The following is a 20,992-nucleotide window of genomic DNA, read 5'->3' on the forward strand; positions in this document are numbered from 1 at the left end:
CATTTATCCCCGTCTCATCCCCACCTCGAAGGCCAACGCCCGTGTCGTCGTCTTGATCACCAACTGATTCGCCTGATAAGGAAGATACCCTTCTTTGGTAACGGTAAGGTTATATTTCCCGGGGGTAGTAAGGAGCATAAACTTGCCGGTGTCGGTAGTGGCTTTGGTGGTAAGGAGACGATTGGTGGTTGCGTCATAGAGACGGATGATCGCCAGTCCGATGCCTTCGGATGTTTCTTTGTCTGTCACAAGTCCCAGTGTTTGTTTGAACTTGTTTTTGATGATGATTTTGATCGTGGCAATGATGAGGTAGATAAAGAAGATAACGATGGAAGTGATTGATTTGGTACTGAAGAAGACGAAGGTGTTGATGGTGAAACCGAGCAGAATAACCGGCCAGGAGATGGCATTGAAGAAGGTTTCCAGATGGCTTAATCCTTTGAGCAGTTGCTGTTTGAGTTTGGAAGGAAGATCGGTGATCGGTTTGAGGGCAAGGACAAGGGCGATGACGGCTTCCGCTTTCACGGTGATGGCGGATCCAATGTAACGTTGTTCGGATTTGTTTGTCGCAAAGGATGATTGCTCGGTTGTTAATGTGTAGCCTTGGTTCACAATCCGGAAGAGATACTGTCCGGCCGGTAAGAAGGAAGCAAAGTAACCTTCTTTGTCGGTGTACTCCTGGGCTTTCACTTTGCCACCGGTGGCATCGATAATTAAGACAAGGGTTCTCGCTACTCCCGTACCGGTATAGAAATTAATCACTCTGCCCCAGCTTCTGCGCTTCTTGCCGATGGAGAAGATACCGGAGAAGAGATGGAGGAGGTATTGGAAGAGATACGGTAGGCTTTCAAATAAGCCGATGATACTGGAGACGGCAGAAAGGGCGGCGAGAACGGTAAGAACGGCGAGACCGGTGGTTGCCGCGTCCAGGATGCGGATATTTTTGTCCTGCATGAGGAAGCCGAAGAGACCTTTGAGCGGATTAAAATAAATTTCGGGAAGAGGCGGGAAGACAGTGGCGGGAAAGGGACTGGGGATAAGCTTTTTTATCAGGTCCGAAAGATTCGGAATGGTGATCAGTGGAGCAAGCGGGGTGGCGGCAGGAGTAGACCTTGGCGTCGGATATGTTATACCGACATTATTATTTCCACTGCCACTTGTTTCTGTTGTGGTGGTGGTTGGTGTCGACGTTGAAGTCGGCGTGGCTGGTGTTGTCAATGTTGTCTTCTTGGTCAGTTCCAGTGTCTTCTCGTTGCCATACATATCAGAGGCTTTGAGAATAAAGTAGTAGCCGGTAGCGGAGAGGAGATCGGTGACGGTGGTTTCTTTGGTGTCTTTGATAAGCAAGTTCTTGTCCGAGACACTGTTCCAACTGTCGTTACACTTCTTGGCGTTGCTTAAGGTTAGTCCCAGACAAATCTCATACTCGCGGAAGTTTGCTTCACCGTTGGGTGTACCCCAACTAAAGGAAACTTGGTTGTCTTTGATTGTTGTGGTGTTGAAGCCGGTGATTTGGGGGGCTCTTCCGTCATAGGCAAAGGAATCAGATGTATTTATCTCTCCGTCGGTGATGCCGTCGTACGGGGTAACTCTAAGGTAGACGCTTCCCAGTTCGGTTTCTTCCAGATCCTTGAAAGCGTCCCAGGTAACGATGAGATTGTTACTGCCTTCATCAGTATTGATAGAACTTAATTGTCTTAGATTGTCATTATTAAAGTCCGGTGTTCCACGTGTTCCTTCCACCTTCTTCACGGTGACTTTGGACCAATCTTTATTGTTTTTGGAGTACTCTAGTTTAAGACTGGTCTTTTGCAGATCACTGTCTGACACAGAGACTTTGAAAGAGACATAGTTGGTGCCGTCGGTCGATTCTTTAATCTCGGTAATATCGGTGGAGACGGGAGCGACGTTATCGGGAGTGAGATTGATAATGTATGTTTCTGTCATCACTGCCGATTCATTAGTGGCCGTGTCTACCGCCATTACTTTGAGGGTCAGAGAGGAAGTGATACTGATGGCGCCGGCATAAAGCGTGGAACTTGTTGTTGGAATATCTCCGTTGGTTGTGTAGTAGATGGCGCTACTGCCGGCGGAGGTAAGAGTGACGGATTGTGCTGCAGTGTATGTGCCTCCAATGGGGGTGGCAGATGGGACATCCGGATTGGTTTTATCGTATTTGATAATGAAGGTGCGTTCAGTTCCCCAAGTGCCCGCGCCGTTTTTCGGTCTGACGTGGAAGTAATTGGTGCCTTCAGTAATGGTGATACTGTCTATGTATGGATTGGCTGTGGTTGATTCGTCACCTGTGATGGTGCTTCCTGAACTGGCGTTGAGTTCGTAGTAGAACGTGTCGTCGGAGACGGATGAAGGATCTGTCCATGAGAATGATACTTGATCGTCTGATCCTGTGTTTGAGTATTTAAACCAAGTGTTGGAGGTGAGTGATGTTCTGTCTCCTGAACTGGCGCCGGCATCGATTGCGACGATGTCGGGGATGGTGGTGTCTAAGATGAAGCTCCCCATACTTGTCCAAGCTGATTGTGCTACTCCATCATCATTTTGAGCACACCAGTAATAGGTGGCGTCACTGCCAATTGAAGAACCCGGAGTCCATGATGTATTTTCATTATTTGTAACAGTTGTTGATGATGTTCCACTGGCTACTGTTGTACCTCCTGTGCAATTTACTGAACTGGTGGCAATTCGATAATTAGTGGTGCCTACATCTCCTGTGTCTGAATCAGAATAGCTGGCAGATAAAGTTGGAGTGGAATCTGCTGTGTTTGAACTATTGGCAGGAGAAACTAAAACTGGAATACTTGGCGTAACATTAAAACCTGCCCAGTTCAAATTGTTACCCGAATTTACAGTATTTGTGTTTGCAATTTCACGCCCTAGTGATGCATCTGAATCTTTTACATCTACATAATCAACTGCAAATGTAGTGCTAGTATTTGAAACATTAAGTCCCCATTTTGGATCTCCTGCTGTGAGTGTTCCGCTGGCATCACAACCTCGAAGCGTTAAAATTTTTGCCAAGCCACCTTTCAAGGTAAGTGTTCCACTAGCTGCTATTGCTTGTGTGTTGCTTTGTTGAAAGTATAATGAGTCTGCTGAGGCTGCGGAAATATCTTTTGTAAGGTTGTAGAAAGTGTTGGTGCCTAATACTTTTTGGTCTGTGCCATTGAGGGTGACTGTGCCTGTGCCGGGAGTGAAGGAAGCGGAGTTGGTCCAGTTGCCGGCCAGGGTGATGTTTTGATTGTTGGCGTCTAACGTACCGGCGCTGTTGGTGAGGTTGCCGGCGAGGGTGAGGTTGGTTATTACTGCGCCGGATTGAGTTAAGTATCGAATAATAACAATACCGGAACCGCCCTTACCGCCAGTAAAAGTACCACGACAACCACCTCCGCCTCCACCCGTGTTATCTGTACCTATATTACCATTGGCCGACGCATTATTACCGTTACCACCTCCAGCTGTGGCTGTACCCGGAGTACCACTATTATAGGTAGCACCACCTCCTCCACCACCAATCCAGCGAGTTCCACCAACATCAACACCGGCATTAGCAGCAATCAAAAGTGAAGAATAAGTACTTACACCTGCTCCACCATTACCAGCGATGCCTCCAGTTGCACCTGGTGAACCTACTGCACCAGCACCTCCACCGCCACCCCCAGGATAAGGAGAAACAATACTGCCCGTAGCTCCACCATCATACCCCTGTCTTGGTGATAAATAATCAGCGTCACCGCCTAACCTGCTACCAGCCCCTGATGACTGACCACCTCCACCGCCAGAACCACCCGCACTACCACTTTGTCCATCGTAACCACCCCCACCGCCACCACCTACTGCTGTTATTGTATCAAATGTAGAGTTTACGCCGTTAACACCATTGCCATTGCTAGGTGCAACAATAGCACCATTTCCACCAGTACCGATAGCAACAGCATGAGCCCTTTCGGTCACTGCAAAAGTTGCATTGTATACTATACCTCCAGCACCTCCGCCGCCTCCAGCACCTCCGCCGCCTCCAGCTATTACAAGAGCCTCAACAGTAGAAATACTTGCGGAAGGCGTGAATGTTCCATCTGTTGTAAAAGTGTGAATTGTATAACCACCACTATACGTAATTGTTCCGCCGGTTCCGTCTGACAATGGAATTGCATTTACGGTTAGCGTTCCTGCTCCGGAGTGAGTTATATTATTAAAAGTTCCCGTCGCCACAATTGTCTGTGCCGAACCACTATTAAAATCAACTGTACCCGAATTATGAGTAAATGTTGAATTTAGTTGACTATAATTTCCCCCGACAATCAAACTACCTTTTGTAGAAGTGAAAGTACCGCCGGATAATGTGACATTTCCCGTACTGGTGATATTGGCCGGGGTACCTGCGGTTGAATCGCCGGTAAATGTTCCACCGGATTGTGTGATTGAAGCGGTTGATATTGCGTTGTTACCTTGCACTAAGGTGCCATTAGTAATTGTTAGTGCGTTTGTTGTTGTTAAGGCGTCTTGCGTTGTCCATACGCCACCGACTCCGTTAACTGTAAGGTTGTAGAAAGGAGAGCTTCCGCTGGTGATTGTTTTTCCTATAGCTGTGCCATCTAAAGTTACAGTGCTTGTACCAGGTGTATAGGTACCACCATTTTTAAGCCAACTACCCGCCACTGTGCTGTTATAATTGGCGGTATTAAAAATACCATTTGTTAATGTGAAGTCTCCACCAAGATCAAGGGCTGTTGTTTGATTAAAGGTTGCACCTGATCCGTTAATTGTTAGTCCTCCGTAGCCATAATTCTTTAGGTTGTATGGACCAGTTGTACCGTCATAGGTAACAGTGGTGCCTGATGTGAATGATGGGTAGTTGGTGTTGGCGGTGATCGTTTCTCCACCTTGTAACTGGAGATTACCTGTGCCGTTAACAACCAGCGTACCTGATGAGCCGTTGACGGTAAGGTTTTGACCGTTGAGATCAAAGGTGCCTGCTTGAATGGTGAGATCCTGACTGGCAGCGTCCATTACGAGCGCCGATAGCAAATTTACTTGGCCGCCGGATTTGTTAACGGTGATATCAGCATCAAATAGACCAGTAGCGCCCGTAAGATCAAAAGTTTGAACCGCAGAACCGGAAAAAAGCATTGGAGAAGTACCACCATCAAAAGTGGAGGCGACCACAACATTCCCTTGAGGGTTAAAAGTGCCGGTGTTAACAATGCCTTCGGTTAAAGTTAAGGTATTTGTTGTAACAAGAGTATCTCCACTGGCAATAATAATTGTATTCGCACTCCATCCGGCAAATGTTATATTATAAAATGTTTCCGATGTTGCGACATCAATGGTGTAGTTCTTATAAGCAAACGTTACGGTTCCTGTGCCTTCGTTGAAGGTGCCCGCGGACTTGGTGAAACCGCCGGAGATAGTTAAAGAAGGAGGAGCAATGAATGTTCCTGAGGCTTGCGTAAAGCCTCCTAAATCAATAGTGACTGCGTATGGACCAGATCCATTACCGTTGTAATTAAATGGCACAGCATTGCTGTCTATTGGATCGGTGGTATCAAAATTTGATGTAATTTCAAGACCATAAAGAGTACTTGCTGCATTAAATACTACAAAGTCGTTGGCGTCACTGGCGTCATCAAAGCGTAAGTTCGGACCAGTCCCTCCATTAATTGTATAAGTTTGTACTACTGCGTTATCACCAAAATCAATGGTGGCAGTTCCTCCGTCAAAAGTTGAAGCTTGAGTTATATTTCCTCTGGCATCAATAGTGCCGGTATCAACATAGCCATCGGTTAAAGTTAAGGTACCTGCGACAACCATCGTATCACCGGAAGTAATGGTAAGAATACTTCCTCCAGCGGTCAGGTTTATTGTTACGTTGTTAAATGTTTCTGTGGTGGCAACGTTATAAGAATTAGTTATTCCTGTAAATGTTATTAGTCCTGTGCCCTCTACAAATGTCCCCGCGGTTTTAGTGAAACCACTTGCAATGGTTAAGTTTTCTGTGGCTTGATAAGTTCCATCGGCTTGCGTGTATGTACCTATGGCAATGGCTACGCCCCCCGTTTGAGTGATTGTTCCAACATAGCCTGTATTGATAGTTAATGATGCGTCTCCTAAAGTACTGTTAATATTTGCTCCATTGTCACAGTCGGCATCAAAGATAGCTGTGTCTCCAGCTGTTGGCGCAGCACTGGCATCACCGCTTCCACAACCTGCGGGATCGGTGGTTTTCCAATTTGTGGCGATAGAGGTATTAGCTCCATCGGCTCCTACCCAATACTTGTTAGCGGCGGAAGCGGATTTTACTGATAAGAACAAGAAAAGACATAACGAAAGGAGCGTTAATGAGAAGATTGTTTTTAGGCTTTTGTTTGCTATTAAAAGCTTTAATGTTGATGTCAGGTTGAACACTAGTAATGCATGATAATTCTAGCAGAAAAAAACCATCTTACCCACTGTGTCAAAGGTTACTTTCTTTATTTTTATCCAGGCATATGTTGACAGTGCTCCAGCAGAAGCAATTCAAAGACGGAGCAACAGGTTCTTTAACCTAATTCACTTTAATAATTTAAACGAGGGAGTCGATAGAAACTTGGGGGGATCTGTTTACTCTCTCACCAAACGCAAGAGGGCTTTACTGCCCTTTTGTTGCGTTATAATTGTAAGTTGAATAAATAGCCATTTACTGCTAATATTACCTTAGGCGACGGGAGGGTACGTTTGCCCGCTCTATTGAAAACCGAATAAATTCAGAACTTGTCACAACAACGCGAAAGGAACGAAAAGTGTCAAAAAGCAACATCCACAAGTTTCTAATTCAGGACGAAAGAAACCAGAAAGGAAAGGATCTACTGCGAGAGATCAAAGCAACGCTGGGAATCGGGAGTATCACATCAGTCAACACTCGACAGATATACCGTCTGGAAGGTTTGACTCAAGAACAAGCATATGATTTTGCGATGAGAATTCTTTGTGAACCACTCATCCAAACATGTTCGACGACACTTCCAGAAACAGAAGATGATGCCCCCTTGTTGTGGTATGAAGTCGCTTACAAGCGCGGTGTCATGAACCCGGCGGCGGCATCGATTGTTAAAACAGCGCATGATGACGGCTTAGCGAACCTGATTGCGGCCGACACCAGTTGGACGTACTGCTTTCACGGCAACCCGACCCAAGAAGAACTTGAGCGCATTTTTTCACGCCTCCTGGTGAACGCGACTGTTGAACAGTTAGTCACCGAGGAGCCACTGTCTCTTTTGACCGCAGTTATCCCGGGACCAATTGAACTAGTCGCAATCAGGGAAATGACGGATGAGGAACTGACAACGCTTTCTTCGAACCGCAGTCTTTTTCTCAACCTTGAAGAAATGCGCGTCATCAGACAGTATTTCATCGAATTGGGACGCGATCCCACTGACGGCGAAATCGAGATGCTTGCCCAAACCTGGAGCGAGCACTGCTGTCACAAGATTGCTCGAGCCAAACTTAAGGATGCGGAAACAGGCGCGATGAAAGAACCGCTTCTGAGGCGCCTAAGAGAGGAATCTGCAAAGTATCCGGATAATGTTTTGTCGTCTTTTGTGGACAACTCCGGCGTCATCCTTTTCTACGATGGCTGGGCTATTTGCGCCAAAATCGAAACCCACAACGCACCCAGCGCTTTGGAACCGTATGGTGGTGCAAACACCGGAACCGGTGGCGTCATTCGCGACCCGATGGGCACCGGCCAGGGAGCCAAGACGATTTTGTCTGTCGACGTTTTTTGTGTGGCCCCACCTGATTTACCGTCTTCCGAACTGCCCGAAGGATGCTTGCCTCCCCGTTATCTTTTCCAACGCGTTGTTGCCGGCGTTCGCGACTATGGCAATCGCATGGGAATTCCGACCAGCAATGGCTCGGTTCATTTCCATCCCGATTTTCGTGCTAAACCGTCGGTCATTGTTGGCGCTGTTGGGATCCTACCCGAAGATAAGTGCCAAAAAGGGGAACCTGAACCAGGTGACCTTATTTTGGTTCTGGGTGGCAGAACCGGACGCGACGGCATTCACGGCGCTACTTTTTCCAGCGGAATGATGACAGATAGCACGACGAGAATTAACGGCAGTGCCGTCCAAATCGGCAACGCGATCGAAGAAGAACGGCTTGAAGACGCGATTCTGGATTGCCGAGACGCAAATTTGACGCGCGCACTTACGGATTGTGGCGCGGGAGGTCTTTCTTCGGCAATCGGCGAAATGGGAGCGACAGTAGGAGCGGAGGTGTGGTTGGAAAAAGCCCCACTCAAATACTCCGGCCTTGCTCCCTGGGAGATTTGGATTTCGGAATCACAAGAACGCATGGTCGTTTGTTGCAAAGAAGCCGACGCTCCGACTATCCTTCAGTTTTGCAAGGCACGCAATGTCGAAGCAACCGTAGTCGGCAAATTCACCGGCAACAGCAGGATCCTGGTTACGCACAACGACAACAGTCTTTGCGACCTTTCGATGGACTTTCTACACAACGGCCTTCCCCAGCGCGTCATGACAATGCGACGACGTGCCAAGCAGGAGATAGAGCGGCTAGAAGTTGATGAGCCCGGATCTTCTACAGAGTGGGAAAAGTTGTACGCGAGGGTCATGGCACATGGCAACGTCTGTTCGAAAGAACCGATTGTGCGCATGTACGACCACCGCGTCCAAGGTTCGAGTGCACTAATGCCTTTTTCGGGTCCGTCACAAGCGGGTCCGAACGATGCAACAGTACTCTGCCCAATTCTCGGGAAACCGTACGGTGTCGTTTTTTCACATGGTCTCAACCCCGTTCTCAACCGTATTGATCCCTACCATGGCGGTCTTTGGGCGGCGGTAGAAGCTCTGTCGAATTATGTTGCGGTAGGTGGTGATTACCACGAGGCCGCACTGATCGACAACTTCATCTGGCCGTATCCGGACGAAGAGTACCTTTGGGATTTGGATCAGTCTTTTGAAGCATGTATCACGGCGATGCGGTTGTTCGGGATTCCTTTCGTTTCCGGCAAGGATAGCCTCTCTAGCACCTACAAGAAACGAGGTCTAGTGATTCACGTTCCGCCCGTTCTGTGCGTATCCGTGTTTGGCAAAATTCCTGACGTTTCCAAAACGGTCACTGCTGACCTTAAGCGAAACGACTCTCTCCTCTTTCTTGCGGGAGAGCTCGACACGCAAAACCTCGGTGGCTCCGCATATTACGATGTGCTTGGTGTCGCTGGCGGAGGAGTACCTTTGGCAGACTATCTCAAACTGCCAACCCTCTTCGACTGGCTCCACCGGCATATTGTGACTGATGACATTCTCTCTTGCCATGACATTAGCGAGGGCGGACTTGGTGCCGCGATCGCCGAAATGTGCATTGGCGGAGAAGTGGAAGCCGAAATATGTGTCCCCGAGAATTTCAACGGTCGACCCGACCATTGGTTCTTCAGTGAGACTTCGGGATGTTTTGTCCTAGAAGTATCGCGCGAAAAAGCTGGGCAGCTAATCGAGGACGCGGCCCGGCTGACAATTCCTTTAGCACTGATCGGCCGAGTCAGCTCCGACCAGGACATCTGGCTCAAACACAGTGACGGTCAGCTGCTTTTTGTCTCTTCTCTTCGAGAACTCAAACAAAGTTGGCAGCAGCCAATGAAGGAGGTGTTCGGTGAATAGACCGAGGGTTTGCACCCTTTTAACAGACGGAATAAATTGCGAAAAAGAAACCGGCTATGCATTTGAAAAGGCCGGCGGACAATCGCAACTAGTTCACATCAATCAGCTTCGAAACCGTTCCGTCTCGCTCATGGATTTCGACATTCTCGCAATTCCCGGTGGCTTCTCTTACGGTGATGACATTGCCGCCGGAGTGGTTCTTGGAAACGAATTGATGTCATTCCTGCGAGATCAGTTACTCGCCTTTGTTGAAGCGAAACGTTTGGTACTTGGAATTTGCAACGGATTCCAGGTGCTTGTGAGGACGGGCTTACTCACACCATCAAATGCGAGTCTGCAATCCCCACGCATTGCACTCGTCGCAAATGACTGCGGCAAGTTCGTATGTCGCTGGGTGTCGATGACGGTATGCCAAGAATCCCTTTGCGTATTTACGCAGGGAATCGACAACATACCATTTGAGGCGCCGGCGGCACATGCGGAAGGAAAACTAGTCGCAGACGAACCCACCCTCCAGTGGATTACGGATCACCACCTGGCACCGTTACGCTACTGCGAGGCGGATGGAAATAACACGATGCGCTATCCCGCAAATCCCAATGGGTCACGTCTTTCCATAGCAGGAGTGTGTAATGACAAAGGAACGGTGTTCGGGATGATGCCACATCCCGAGGCCAACATTGAGCCTCATCACTACTTCAACTGGCGCCGTCGGCCTCAAAACTCAAGGCCGCACGGGCTAAAGATCTTTGAAAACGCAATCCGCTACGCGCGGACATAGCCACTGGCATTCCCAATGCCAGTTTTTTTATTGATCAAATACCAACTTCGCCGCTCCTAACGCCGTTCCGTCAAAAATTTTTTGGGGCACAATTTTTATTCCGGAAATTTCTTCTTGAAATTTTCCAACAATTCCATCGCGCATCACCCCACCATCTATCACAATTTCCGTCGGTTTATGCGGTAACTTCTTAATTACTTTATCTACATCAATCGCGATTTCTTTCAGATATTTTTTAAGCGCCGGTTTATCGGCCAACAATTTCAAAACTTCCTTGGCCCCGCGATCCATTTTTGCTTCAATCGCGAAGTTTTCGCCACCGGCCGTGATTGTTGTAAAAAATCCTTCACGTAACAAAAACTCTTTGCCGATAATTTGCATGATGAATGTGCCCGTCCCGTATGTAATTTTTGTCGTCCCTTCCGTGTCCCCCGCCGCATAAAGACTGGCTTGCTGATCGCCACAGACTGTAAGAATTGGTAGAGAAAATCCTAATATATCTTTTTTTAGATTTCCAAAGTGACCCTGCGTTTTTTTAATTTCCGGCAGAATTTCTATATTAACATTAAACATATTCAATAATTCATCGTCCCATTGTTTGGTTTTGATATTACAAAGCAGGGTGCGTGTGGCATTTGTCACGTCGGTGCTAAACACCTGTTCTTCAGTCAAATTCCATAAAAGCCAGGAATCTACTGTCCCGCAAGCCAAACAATTTTTCTCTGCTGCTAATTTTACTTCCGGCACGTTATCTAAAAGCCAGCTGATTTTTGACGCAGAAAAATACGGAAGAATCGGCAAGCCGGTTTTTTGCAAAACCACTTCTCCAAATTTTTTTGCCAATTCCTGACAATATTCATTCGTGCGCGTGTCTTTCCAAACAATCGCCGGATAAAACGGCCAAGCTGTTTTCTTGTCCCAAGCAATAATCGTTTCCCGTTGGTTGGTGATGCTCATTCCCAAAAAATCTTCTTCCTTTATTTTACTGGCGCTTACTGCCTCCGCTAAAACTTCTTTGCTCAATTGAATAATTTCAGCGGGGTCTTGTTCCACGTGCCCGGGATGCAACCTTATTTCTCCGATTGTCCGATTGGCCTTCGCAACAATATCGCCACCCCTGGAAAATACAAACGCCTTGATACCCGTCGTGCCGACATCCAAAACTAAAACAAATTTATTTTCGAGGGATTTCACAAACCAGTTGTTTAGCGTCCGTGGTGCCACACGCGCAGATCGCCAAAGGAAAATATTCGACAATCGATTTTTTTTCAACAATTACCAAGTGCAAAATATTCAACAACGGATAACGAGAATATTTTCCCAGACGCTTACAGATTTGGGCAATTGATTTCGTCCCCTCGCTGGTCATCGCGGAGGCAGGATCTTTCACCAAGCTCACGCCGGTTTGATGATTGTGAGAATCATTACTAAAACCGGTCGCCACTAAATCGCCAATACCGGATTGTCCGTAAACAGTCACCTTCTTTCCCCCCAATTTTGGCACAATTTCACTCATTTCCAAACAAGCTTGCGCCACATACCAACCGCGAAAATTACTACCCAGTTCCAAACCATGGGTAATCCCCAAGCCAACCGAATAAATATTTTTCAAAACACCCGTTAGTGCGACCCCGCGCATGTCGGTAGAAAAAGTAAGTCGTAAATCATGGCAACGGAATAAGGGAATTACTTTTTTAGCCATTCCGGCAGAATATGCCGCCAAAACTGCCGCTGTTCCTTTTCCCGCACTTATTTCTTCCGCAATCATCGGACCGTATAACAACATTCCTCTTTTTCGCCCCAAATACTCCTTGAGAACTTGATCCATCGTTTTGCCTGTATTTGCTTCTAATCCCTTGGCCAAAACAATCACGGGAACACTTCTGCCCACCTCGTCGGAAATATCACTCAAAACGGCACGTACCGCTTTTGAGGGAATGGCTAAAAAAATGACGTCCGCGTTAGGTACCAATTCCCGAAGATTTTTTTGTTTTGGCACTTTCTTTGGCTCGCTATCCCAAAAATCGACTGTGCACTTATTTGCTTTAACGAGAATTTTCGCAATCGCCTGTCCAATCTCTCCCGCGCCAATAATAAGAACTTTTTGCATAAATCAATTATAGCTTAAAACCGCCCGAAACGTTTGCTTTTGCCCATTGATTCAGCCATTTTACCTGTCCCTCACTCACGCCACCTTGAAACGCGCGGGATTCTTCAATTGCTTTATCCATTGGCCAGCCTTGCACGGAATAACGATACAGAACAACCATTGTTCCAGCCCTGCCAATGCCACCACGACAATGCACGTGCACCGGTTGATTAGCGGGATTTGTCACAAAAGTCAAAAATTCTTTCGCCTGTGCATCCGTTGGTGGTGATCCGTCGGCAATCGGAAGTGCTAAATAATTTAACCCCAAAGCATTAAACCCAGGAATCTTACGATCATCACCCACTTCGCCACGTTCGCCATCGACACGCAGATCAATATCGCTTTTCCAGCCATTCTCTTTCATCCACTTAAACCCAGATAATAACGGCTGTCCAGAACGTGATAAAATATTCGGCACCGGCATCGCAAACGACCAGAGGCCATAATCTTTCGGGGCATTGCTTGGAATCCCCTGCCTTGGTCCCACAAAAACAATGTTTGGCGCCGTACTAGGAACGACCGTCTGGACAGCCAGTTCATTCTTTTGTGAGACAGACGATGAAACAGGCAATTTTGTCGGATTTGTAATTTCCAATGGCAAAGACAACTTATTGTCTTTAGGGCGCAATCCAAACCAAACGCCAAGAATTACAACAACCAAGACCGCTAAACCAATAATTATTTTATTCTTTTTCATACTTGTATTCTAGCACTTTAAGGATCACCCCTAAAGTCAGCGTTCATAAATCATATATCATCAATCATTATTCACGGACTATTCTGATCAATCGCGATTGTTGTGACGTATCCTAATTTTTTATATTCATTGACCAGTTTGCCGGTAGTCGGCGTCACTTCCAAAACACCTCCGGAAATAGCGATTAAAACATTGCCATTCCCCAACTTAACTACATCCGTCGGGTGGTTGATTTTGCGACCACCTTCTAAAGTACTTAGCGTCCAAAGAATTTTTCCTTGCTTATCAACTTCAAAAACTTCATTTTTATTCCTATCTTCCATGACGAAGGTGTCGGTGTTTGTCGGCCAAACGTGTTGAATCCACCCTGCATCCGGTTTCGTCCATTCCCAAACAATATTTTTTGTGGCTCGATCAATAATCAAAACCTTCTTCTGTAGGGTATCTGTAATAAGAATTTGTTTGCCCCCATCCAATGGAACAGTATTTGTTCCCGCCATCAACATTCCCGGTTTCGTCCCCATTTTCAAAGTCTCGCCATATTGCCAGACAATTTTATTGGTATTTTGATCGACGATAATTACGCGACGATTGTTGCCGTCGTTAATCAAAACTTCGTGGTCGTTAATCTTAAATGTTTTATCCGGCTGATGCAGATAACCATCCGAGTAACCCTGAATATCTTTTTTGCCATATTGCCAAACCAACTGGTGCGTTTTTCGATCGATTTCTTGCACGAACATTCCTTCGCCGTCCGAAACAATTAAATTGCCGTTTGAAGCAACAGTTACATATTCGGTATGCGTGGAATAACCGCTTGGGGGGAGTGGTGGCGCATCCATGTGCTGAATCCACACTTGTTTTCCCGCTCGATCGATCCCAACAACCCGTTTTCCATCAAAATCCGTATACCAAAGTGTGACAAAATCCAGGGGCACTGGAGTTGTTGCCAATGTCACAATCTGATTTTTTGCCGCCGGCAACCGTTTTCCTGCGAGTTTTAAAATATAATTGGCTACCCTGGAAGCATCTTTCCCACTACCGACATACAAACTACCGACACCGGCAATTATCGCTGTGACAACAAGCACTGTGGTTATCGAAACTTTTTTATTAGCCATACCAAAACATAGAAATACCTATTCCATAGTTTAGCATTATTTTATCTCTTTCACTAACCAACTACTCAATGACAACGCCTTCTTCCAGCAAGATTTGATAGTGAACAGGGGATTGGCGAAAAAGATACTCCACCACCTTGCCACGAACGGAAGCAAGCTTAAGGTCGTGCTTTGACGCAAAACTCACGATTTGCTTTTCCGCGTCTTTCGTTCCCGCAACATCATCAATCAAAAGCTCTACCTCGGCCAGCGCGTAACCAAAATCGCACGCATCAATGTCAATATTAAATTGTTCTTTTTTGAATTTTTCACGCCGTGTAGTAATAGTAACAAATGGAACATACCCCGCCGTCTTTAAATCGATCAGAAATTCCCCACCCTTGGGGATATTTAACATCTGACGCACTTCTTCCTCCGCAGTAAACTCCTCATAACGATTACACAAGTGTTCGTTCTTTTCTTCCGTTTCCAACGGCATTTTCAATTCCACCTGTTTATCGCGCATTCGAAGCCAAATATCATTTTTAGTAAGTTCGTAATTGTGTTTATCGAAATAGGTGTCAGTAAAAACTTTCTCGCCCAAAAATTTCGCACCCTTCTTCAAGCGTTTTTCCTGCGCAGGAGTCAACAAAAACTTCTTTTCAATTTCAATCATAAATCGGATGATACAGGACTTTTTAAGTTTTATCTATTATTTTTGTGGGATTTGGAAACTAGCCATTTAACCAATGCAATAATTCCAACGATACCCAATACCCACCAAATCACGGTAAATAGACTACCCGCTCCACCACCGTAAGAATAGCCAAAATTCATCATAGAATTATAACCGCGTCCCGAACTATTAAACGTTCCACTTCCGCCCATCATATTCATCATCGACATAAATCCGACATCTTGCGCCGGAAAAGCGACCATCGTATCACAACCGCTGAAACGTTTACCCATCACAATGTGCATTTGTTCTTCGCCGGACTTTCCCATCATCCTCTGCATCATTTCGTTCATCACGATGTGCCTTTGTGTATCACCGATCGATTGACCCATAAAATATTCACCAATTTTTTCAAAGTTGTCATCCGTAAGTTGAGAACAATTGATGGTTTTTTGACTTAATTGATCCAAAAACTTTTTCCCGTCTTGTTCTTCTTGTTGCTGACTCTGTACAACCGAGCTATCTGCCGTTTGATTTATATATCCCATCATCCCCTGCGCAAGAGTTGCGCTTGGTAGGAATACTGCCAAGCCTAACGCAACTAAACCGATTAAAAATATTTTATTCATTTAGATTGTAATTAATTGTAAACTTTAATGACAGCTACTGTTGTGTTTTGAATCACTGTCGTCTTTCGTGTCAGAATTTTCTTGATCGTTTTTGGGAGCAGAATGCTTTTTGTGCATCCAAAAATGCAACACCAAAAAACCGCCGATAAAAATCGGCCATAAATACCACCGCGAAAGCCACTGGCCGGCACCAGGAATAAGAACCAACAGCGGAAAAAGACAACACAGCATCATCAGCCACATCATTGGCGAACTGCTATCGCCGTGTTTATGATTTGACATAGTTTATTTGTTCCTTTCTTCAAGGCTGGCATTAAACATCCAAACCATATAACAACCATAAATAACAGAAAAAACCAATACGTATGCGGTACCCAAAATTACACTTCCAAAATTTATCCAAGTAAATCCAGGTAACGTCTCAAAAAGGGCATGGTGTAATTCCATCCCTTGGGTAGACCGCAACGGAAGAAACCCGCCGAGCAAACAAACAGCATAAACTATTTCACCACCCAAGACACAGCGCCAAACGTACTTAACTAACGATAATTTCATATTTTTAAAATATTTATAAATAAATTTTTTACTTTCCCAGCTTTTTTTCGACACGCTTAAGTAGCACGGCGTTACTAGCCACAATAATCGAGGAGGCGGACATTAACAACGCGGCAACTTCGGGCCGTAACGAAATGCCAAACGATGAATAAAATACACCCGCCGCAACAGGAATAGCCAGGATATTATAAATCGCCGCCCAAAATAGATTCTGCTTCATTTTTGTCACCGTCGCTTTGCTTAGAATAATCGCCGAAACAATGTCTGCCGGATCAGACTTCATTAAAACAATATTGGCCGTTTCTATCGCCACATCCGTTCCCGCACCAATGGCAATGCCGATATCGGCTTGTGCCAAGGCCGGCGCGTCATTAATCCCGTCCCCCACCATCGCGACAAATTTTCCTTCCCCTTGCAGTTGCTTAACGTGTTTTGCTTTATCACCCGGTAGCACTTGGGCGAAGTAGCGTTGAATATTCAATTCAACGGCAACTTTTTTTGCCACTGCTTCCAGATCTCCCGTAATCATTACCACATCAATCCCCATTTTTTGCAATTGAGTCACGGCGGATTTTGCCGTCGATTTAATTTTATCGGCAACTCCAATCACGCCCGCAATTTCGCCATCCAACGCGAGAATACTGATTGTATTACCGCCATTTGCCAAACGATCCATCTCCGCCTTAAGTGACAAAACATCAACCCCGTTTTTTTCCATCAGACGCTCCGTTCCGGCCAATACCGTTCGCCCATCAATTGTCACCGCAATGCCGTAGCCGCCAATGGAATTAAAATTTTCCACTTTTCTATTCATTTCAACTTTACGTTTTTTTGCTTCTTCAATTATAGCCGCACTGATTGGGTGATTGGAGTTTTGTTCCGCCACTGCGGCAAAAGACAACATTTCTTCCACTGCAAGTCCTTGACGCGCCACAATTTCCGTTACCTGCGGTTTACCTTCAGTCAGCGTACCGGTTTTGTCCAAAACAATCGCTGTTAATTTGGAGGTATTTTCCAACGTTGCCGCGTCTTTAATTAAAATATTATGCTTGGCGCCAATCCCCGTCCCCACCGCCACCGCCGTAGGGGTAGCTAACCCCAAAGCGTCCGGACAAGCAATCACAACCGCAGAAACGGCAAATGTGAGTGCTGTCATTAAAGTTGCGCCAGCGATAAAATACCAACCGAAAAAAGTGGCGATGCCGGAACCGATCGCCAATACCACCAACCACGCCGCGGCCTTGTCCGCAATTCTTTGCCCTGGCGCTTTTGAGTTTTGGGCGGTCTCCACCATTTTTATAATCTGCGCCAAAACAGTGTCACTTCCGACTTTTACCGCTTTAAATTTAATCGCTCCTGTTAAATTAATTGCTCCCCCAATGACTTTGTCGCCGATTTTTTTCGTTACCGGAATTGATTCACCCGTTACCAGCGATTCATCGATAGAAGACTCCCCTTCGGTCACTTCACCGTCAACCGGAATTTTATCGCCAGGCTTCAGGATTACCGTGTCTCCTTCAACAATTTCGGCACTTTGGATCATAACTTCTTTGCCAGCCCGTAAAACCCGCGCTTGCGGAGGAACTAAATCAAACAAGGCCCTTAGAGAATCCGAGGTTCCTCGACGCGACTTCATTTCCATCCAATGCCCAAACAAAACAAATGTAACCAACAGGGCAGCGGCCTCATAAAAAGTTTCCGCGCCGCCCAACAGTGTTAAGACGACACTAAAAATATAGGCAGCTAAAACACCAGTCGAAATTAAGACAGACATGTTTAGCTTCCTTACTTTCAGGGAATAGTATGTTCCAGTGATAAAAATTGATCCCGCCCAAAAAACTATCGGCGTTGTAAGGATAAACAACAGCCAATTAACCGGAATAGGGGTTGGCAAATTAAGCTTAAAAAAATTAATCCCTACCGGTGAATACAAAAATATCGGGATAGATAAAATTAGTGATATCAAAAAACGGCGGCGCATGTCCGCCTCCATTTTTTTTGCCAACTGCGGGTTTGTCATTGCCGATTCGTGATCTTGATGATTCATCTTTGACATATCTTCCTTTTTTGATTCACCCGGCATCTTCATATCACCCATCTTGTGATCACTTTTACCGCCTGGTTTATTTTTAGGAATCAACTCCATTCCGCAAGCAGGACAGCGACCAGGTTCGTCCTTCAAAACTTGCGGATGCATCGGACATGTATAAATTATCGTGTTTGTTTTGTGATTCATTTTTGTAGTGAGTGGCTTATTATTTCAATATTACAACTACTGTGCTCCTTGCACCACTGCTCACATTTTTTCATCCATTCTATGTCTTCATACCAAAGTTTACATTCAGGACACTGATACAGTTCCCCCTGTATTTCTTTTGAATTATTATTAATTGATAAATTTATGTTATTTTTTTCATCGTCCTTTTTTACTAACACAACAAAACGATAAACAAGATAAACCAAGCCCAAACCAACCACAATATTTGCCAGTGGCCAGCGTTCCGTCCACCTCGTAACCGCCCAGGCGACATTATTAACGATTGGCGATGGTCCTACGGGCATTGCTAATTTTCCGGTAAACACCAACCCGAGGGTAACGAAACCAACTCCGAAAAACATAATCGCCGCCAAAAGATTAGTGATTAACACTGGATACTTATTACCACCCAAACTAATTATGAATAGTTGTTTGCGAAAAATTGGCCGGGCGAGAAAATTCCCGCGTTCAATAAATAAGGCGGCTAGATACAGCGGTGCCACCATTCCCAACACATAAGCCAATCCAACAGACAAGGCCTGTAACAGCGACCCCGAAAGCGAGCTAATTGTTAAAACTCCCACCAGAACCGGCGCGCAACATGCCGAAGTCACACCCGCCACTAAACCAAGTACGAATGTCGACAAAATATCCGTACCTCCTTTTGGCCGATTAAAATGCGGCATCGGCAACTTAATACCAAACAGGGCAAAAAATGCGGTAGCCACCATTAAAACACCGCCAACAATATAGGTCTGATCATGAAACCGGAAGAAAAATTCAGACAATATCTTGGCGCCCAAAACAATCGGTAAAATTACGGCAAATATTCCTAAAGCATAAATGCCTGTCATCAATAAAATTTTTCTTTTTTCTTTAAAGACATTGCCCAAATACGCTGGTAACAAATACGATATGCAACAGGGCGCAAAGAGTGCCACCATTCCGGCAACAAACGCTGCAATCAACGAAACTTGATATAAAGCTGTCGGGTTCATAATTATTATTGATTAAGCGCCACAAGCGGCACCGGCACCACCAACGCCCGGCGTATTGCCTATTTTTGCCTTGATCGCTTTATATCCGGCTGCTGAACTATACTCAGATGACAAAACTTGCTTGGAATCAACATCCGCCCACGTTGTGTTGTTGTTTTTCTGAAAATAATACGCAAGGTCAACATACGTTTGGCTAAACCAATACGAATTAAATGCCAACACCGCGCGGTAAATTTCTTCTTCGGAAAAATTCTGACTAACCATCAACTCCACAAGTCCAAGTGCTGCCATACCGTGATTACAATCCGGAAACGCCGTCGAATTGTTGCAACAGGGTCGATAAATACCGGCACTTATTTTCTTCACTGTTTCTTGTTGAACGACAGTCAGTGGAATAATCGTTTCCTTACCATATAATTCAAGTGCTGGTTTTGCACCCAGCGTCCACCCGCCTGTCGACGCTAAGTTGCCAAGATCTCTTGGGTAATTTTTTTTCATGTCTTCCAAAACCAAAGACTGCTGATTAAGACCCAAGGCCCACAACGTGTTTACCCAAAAATAGGCATTATCCGCATTGACCGTAATGCCATCATTTTTTTCTTCCGTTAGATATGTCATATCATCCTTGTATTTTTCATCCATATAGTTTTTACGAAATTTTTCCAGATCAATTGCGCCATTTTCAACTAATTTTTTTCCAGTATTTCCCCATTTAACACTGAATTTAAAGCCGTCTTTGGGAACAACCGTTTCCTGTATTTTGTTCATCGTCTCTTTTTCTTCCGCTGTTGGAGCATTCACCTCAACAATATTTTTTTTCGGGTTATCTGCTTTTACCGTTACTTTCTTGTTTACAGGCGTACCTGCTTTCAAAACAAAAACAAGAATAAGCACAGCAACACCGACATAAAATAAAATTATCAAGAAGGGAACTGGCTTTACTCTAAATAAACTATTTGGCGTGGTCATGGTTAGCGCGCTACGAATGCGGTCAAAGAAAATGATAACTGCGAATTATTCGTATCATTTGTACTCACTAATACGCGGCGCGAAATTGCCCCCACACCGTTTGGTCCGTGAAACGCGGGGTCAAAAACCACTTTCAGCTCCGCTTTTTTCCCCACCGGAACAACCATCACGTACGGCGATTTCGTGTTCATTCCAAACAACGGCGATGATTCCCCGTCAAGCAACAACTGAGCGGTTGTACAGTGACATGAGGTGTTTGCGTTATATAATTTCAAATCGGACGTCCCCGTGTTTTCGATATTAAATTTCGCCTCTACCTTGCCATTTTGCATACTGATATTGCCCCAGTCGTAAACAGACTTATCGACACGCAATTTTGCATCATTGTTGAATGACACATTCTGCGGCGTGGAAACTTTTGCGTTGATAAACAGTCCACCCACCATTATCGCCACACTAACTGCGATCACTCCAATTATTAATTTTTTGTCACTCATATTTTTT

General features: G+C 45.4%; 15 protein-coding genes. 2 read left to right on the forward strand and 13 right to left on the reverse strand.

Annotated features, from left to right (window positions below; genetic code table 11):
- Positions 1-3: 3 nt before the first annotated feature.
- Complete coding sequence (locus Q7S57_04835) at positions 4-6,423, reverse strand: chitobiase/beta-hexosaminidase C-terminal domain-containing protein (GenBank protein MDO8512575.1); 6,420 nt, start codon at positions 6,421-6,423, stop codon at positions 4-6.
- 374 nt (positions 6,424-6,797) lie between these two features.
- On the opposite strand from Q7S57_04835, the gene Q7S57_04840 reads away from it, so the two are divergent.
- Both Q7S57_04840 and purQ read left to right on the forward strand, forming a co-directional pair.
- Positions 6,798-9,677: an AIR synthase-related protein gene (locus Q7S57_04840; protein MDO8512576.1), complete on the forward strand. Its 2,880-nt coding sequence runs from the start codon at positions 6,798-6,800 to the stop codon at positions 9,675-9,677.
- Entirely contained in the window at positions 9,670-10,458 is a 789-nt protein-coding gene (gene purQ / locus Q7S57_04845) for a phosphoribosylformylglycinamidine synthase I (GenBank protein ID MDO8512577.1), read from the forward strand. The genes Q7S57_04840 and purQ overlap by 8 nt, the downstream gene beginning before the upstream one ends.
- A 27-nt stretch (positions 10,459-10,485) precedes the next feature.
- Here purQ and Q7S57_04850 read toward each other — a convergent pair whose 3' ends face one another.
- The 12 genes from Q7S57_04850 to Q7S57_04905 form a co-directional block, all read right to left on the reverse strand.
- Positions 10,486-11,652: an FGGY family carbohydrate kinase gene (locus Q7S57_04850; GenBank protein MDO8512578.1), complete on the reverse strand. Its 1,167-nt coding sequence runs from the start codon at positions 11,650-11,652 to the stop codon at positions 10,486-10,488.
- A complete protein-coding gene (locus Q7S57_04855) occupies positions 11,633-12,568 on the reverse strand; it encodes an NAD(P)-dependent oxidoreductase (GenBank protein MDO8512579.1) in 936 nt (311 codons plus the stop codon). Before Q7S57_04855 ends, Q7S57_04850 begins: the two co-directional genes overlap by 20 nt.
- Positions 12,569-12,575: 7 nt before the next feature.
- Entirely contained in the window at positions 12,576-13,304 is a 729-nt protein-coding gene (locus tag Q7S57_04860; protein ID MDO8512580.1) for a hypothetical protein, read from the reverse strand.
- A gap of 71 nt (positions 13,305-13,375) precedes the next feature.
- The gene (locus tag Q7S57_04865) at positions 13,376-14,425 is read right to left on the reverse strand and encodes a hypothetical protein (protein ID MDO8512581.1); all 1,050 of its coding nucleotides are present in this window, start codon (positions 14,423-14,425) and stop codon (positions 13,376-13,378) included.
- Between the two features lie 61 nt (positions 14,426-14,486).
- Positions 14,487-15,080 carry a CYTH domain-containing protein gene (locus Q7S57_04870; protein ID MDO8512582.1) on the reverse strand — a complete coding sequence of 198 codons (594 nt, stop codon included), beginning with the start codon at positions 15,078-15,080 and terminating at the stop codon, positions 14,487-14,489.
- A 29-nt stretch (positions 15,081-15,109) separates the two neighbouring features.
- Positions 15,110-15,709, reverse strand: coding sequence for a hypothetical protein (locus Q7S57_04875; GenBank protein MDO8512583.1), 600 nt, complete (start codon positions 15,707-15,709; stop codon positions 15,110-15,112).
- 24 nt (positions 15,710-15,733) lie between these two features.
- Positions 15,734-15,991, reverse strand: coding sequence for a hypothetical protein (locus Q7S57_04880; protein MDO8512584.1), 258 nt, complete (start codon positions 15,989-15,991; stop codon positions 15,734-15,736).
- A gap of 3 nt (positions 15,992-15,994) precedes the next feature.
- The gene (locus tag Q7S57_04885) at positions 15,995-16,264 is read right to left on the reverse strand and encodes a hypothetical protein (protein MDO8512585.1); all 270 of its coding nucleotides are present in this window, start codon (positions 16,262-16,264) and stop codon (positions 15,995-15,997) included.
- A gap of 28 nt (positions 16,265-16,292) precedes the next feature.
- A complete protein-coding gene (locus Q7S57_04890) occupies positions 16,293-18,500 on the reverse strand; it encodes a copper-translocating P-type ATPase (protein MDO8512586.1) in 2,208 nt (735 codons plus the stop codon).
- Complete coding sequence (locus Q7S57_04895) at positions 18,497-19,519, reverse strand: cytochrome c biogenesis CcdA family protein (GenBank protein ID MDO8512587.1); 1,023 nt, start codon at positions 19,517-19,519, stop codon at positions 18,497-18,499. Before Q7S57_04895 ends, Q7S57_04890 begins: the two co-directional genes overlap by 4 nt.
- A gap of 12 nt (positions 19,520-19,531) precedes the next feature.
- Positions 19,532-20,488, reverse strand: a complete 957-nt coding sequence (locus Q7S57_04900) for a hypothetical protein (protein ID MDO8512588.1) — start codon at positions 20,486-20,488, stop codon at positions 19,532-19,534.
- 2 nt (positions 20,489-20,490) lie between these two features.
- Positions 20,491-20,985 carry a DUF1573 domain-containing protein gene (locus tag Q7S57_04905; protein ID MDO8512589.1) on the reverse strand — a complete coding sequence of 165 codons (495 nt, stop codon included), beginning with the start codon at positions 20,983-20,985 and terminating at the stop codon, positions 20,491-20,493.
- Positions 20,986-20,992 lie beyond the last annotated feature (7 nt).

It is taken from the genome of bacterium, assembly GCA_030647555.1.
Lineage (GTDB): Bacteria > Patescibacteriota > Andersenbacteria > UBA10190 > CAIZMI01 > CAIZMI01.

Bases quoted from the DNA above. Each gene is read 5' to 3' on its own strand.
- Q7S57_04890 (MDO8512586.1), bottom strand. From the start codon at position 18,500: ATGAATCACAAAACAAACACGATAATTTATACATGTCCGATGCATCCG.
- Q7S57_04905 (MDO8512589.1), bottom strand. From the start codon at position 20,985: ATGAGTGACAAAAAATTAATAATTGGAGTGATCGCAGTTAGTGTGGCG.
- Q7S57_04895 (MDO8512587.1), bottom strand. From the start codon at position 19,519: ATGAACCCGACAGCTTTATATCAAGTTTCGTTGATTGCAGCGTTTGTT.
- Q7S57_04875 (MDO8512583.1), bottom strand. From the start codon at position 15,709: ATGAATAAAATATTTTTAATCGGTTTAGTTGCGTTAGGCTTGGCAGTA.
- Q7S57_04870 (MDO8512582.1), bottom strand. From the start codon at position 15,080: ATGATTGAAATTGAAAAGAAGTTTTTGTTGACTCCTGCGCAGGAAAAA.
- Q7S57_04900 (MDO8512588.1), bottom strand. From the start codon at position 20,488: ATGACCACGCCAAATAGTTTATTTAGAGTAAAGCCAGTTCCCTTCTTG.
- Q7S57_04885 (MDO8512585.1), bottom strand. From the start codon at position 16,264: ATGAAATTATCGTTAGTTAAGTACGTTTGGCGCTGTGTCTTGGGTGGT.
- Q7S57_04865 (MDO8512581.1), bottom strand. From the start codon at position 14,425: ATGGCTAATAAAAAAGTTTCGATAACCACAGTGCTTGTTGTCACAGCG.
- Q7S57_04855 (MDO8512579.1), bottom strand. From the start codon at position 12,568: ATGCAAAAAGTTCTTATTATTGGCGCGGGAGAGATTGGACAGGCGATT.
- Q7S57_04880 (MDO8512584.1), bottom strand. From the start codon at position 15,991: ATGTCAAATCATAAACACGGCGATAGCAGTTCGCCAATGATGTGGCTG.
- Q7S57_04860 (MDO8512580.1), bottom strand. From the start codon at position 13,304: ATGAAAAAGAATAAAATAATTATTGGTTTAGCGGTCTTGGTTGTTGTA.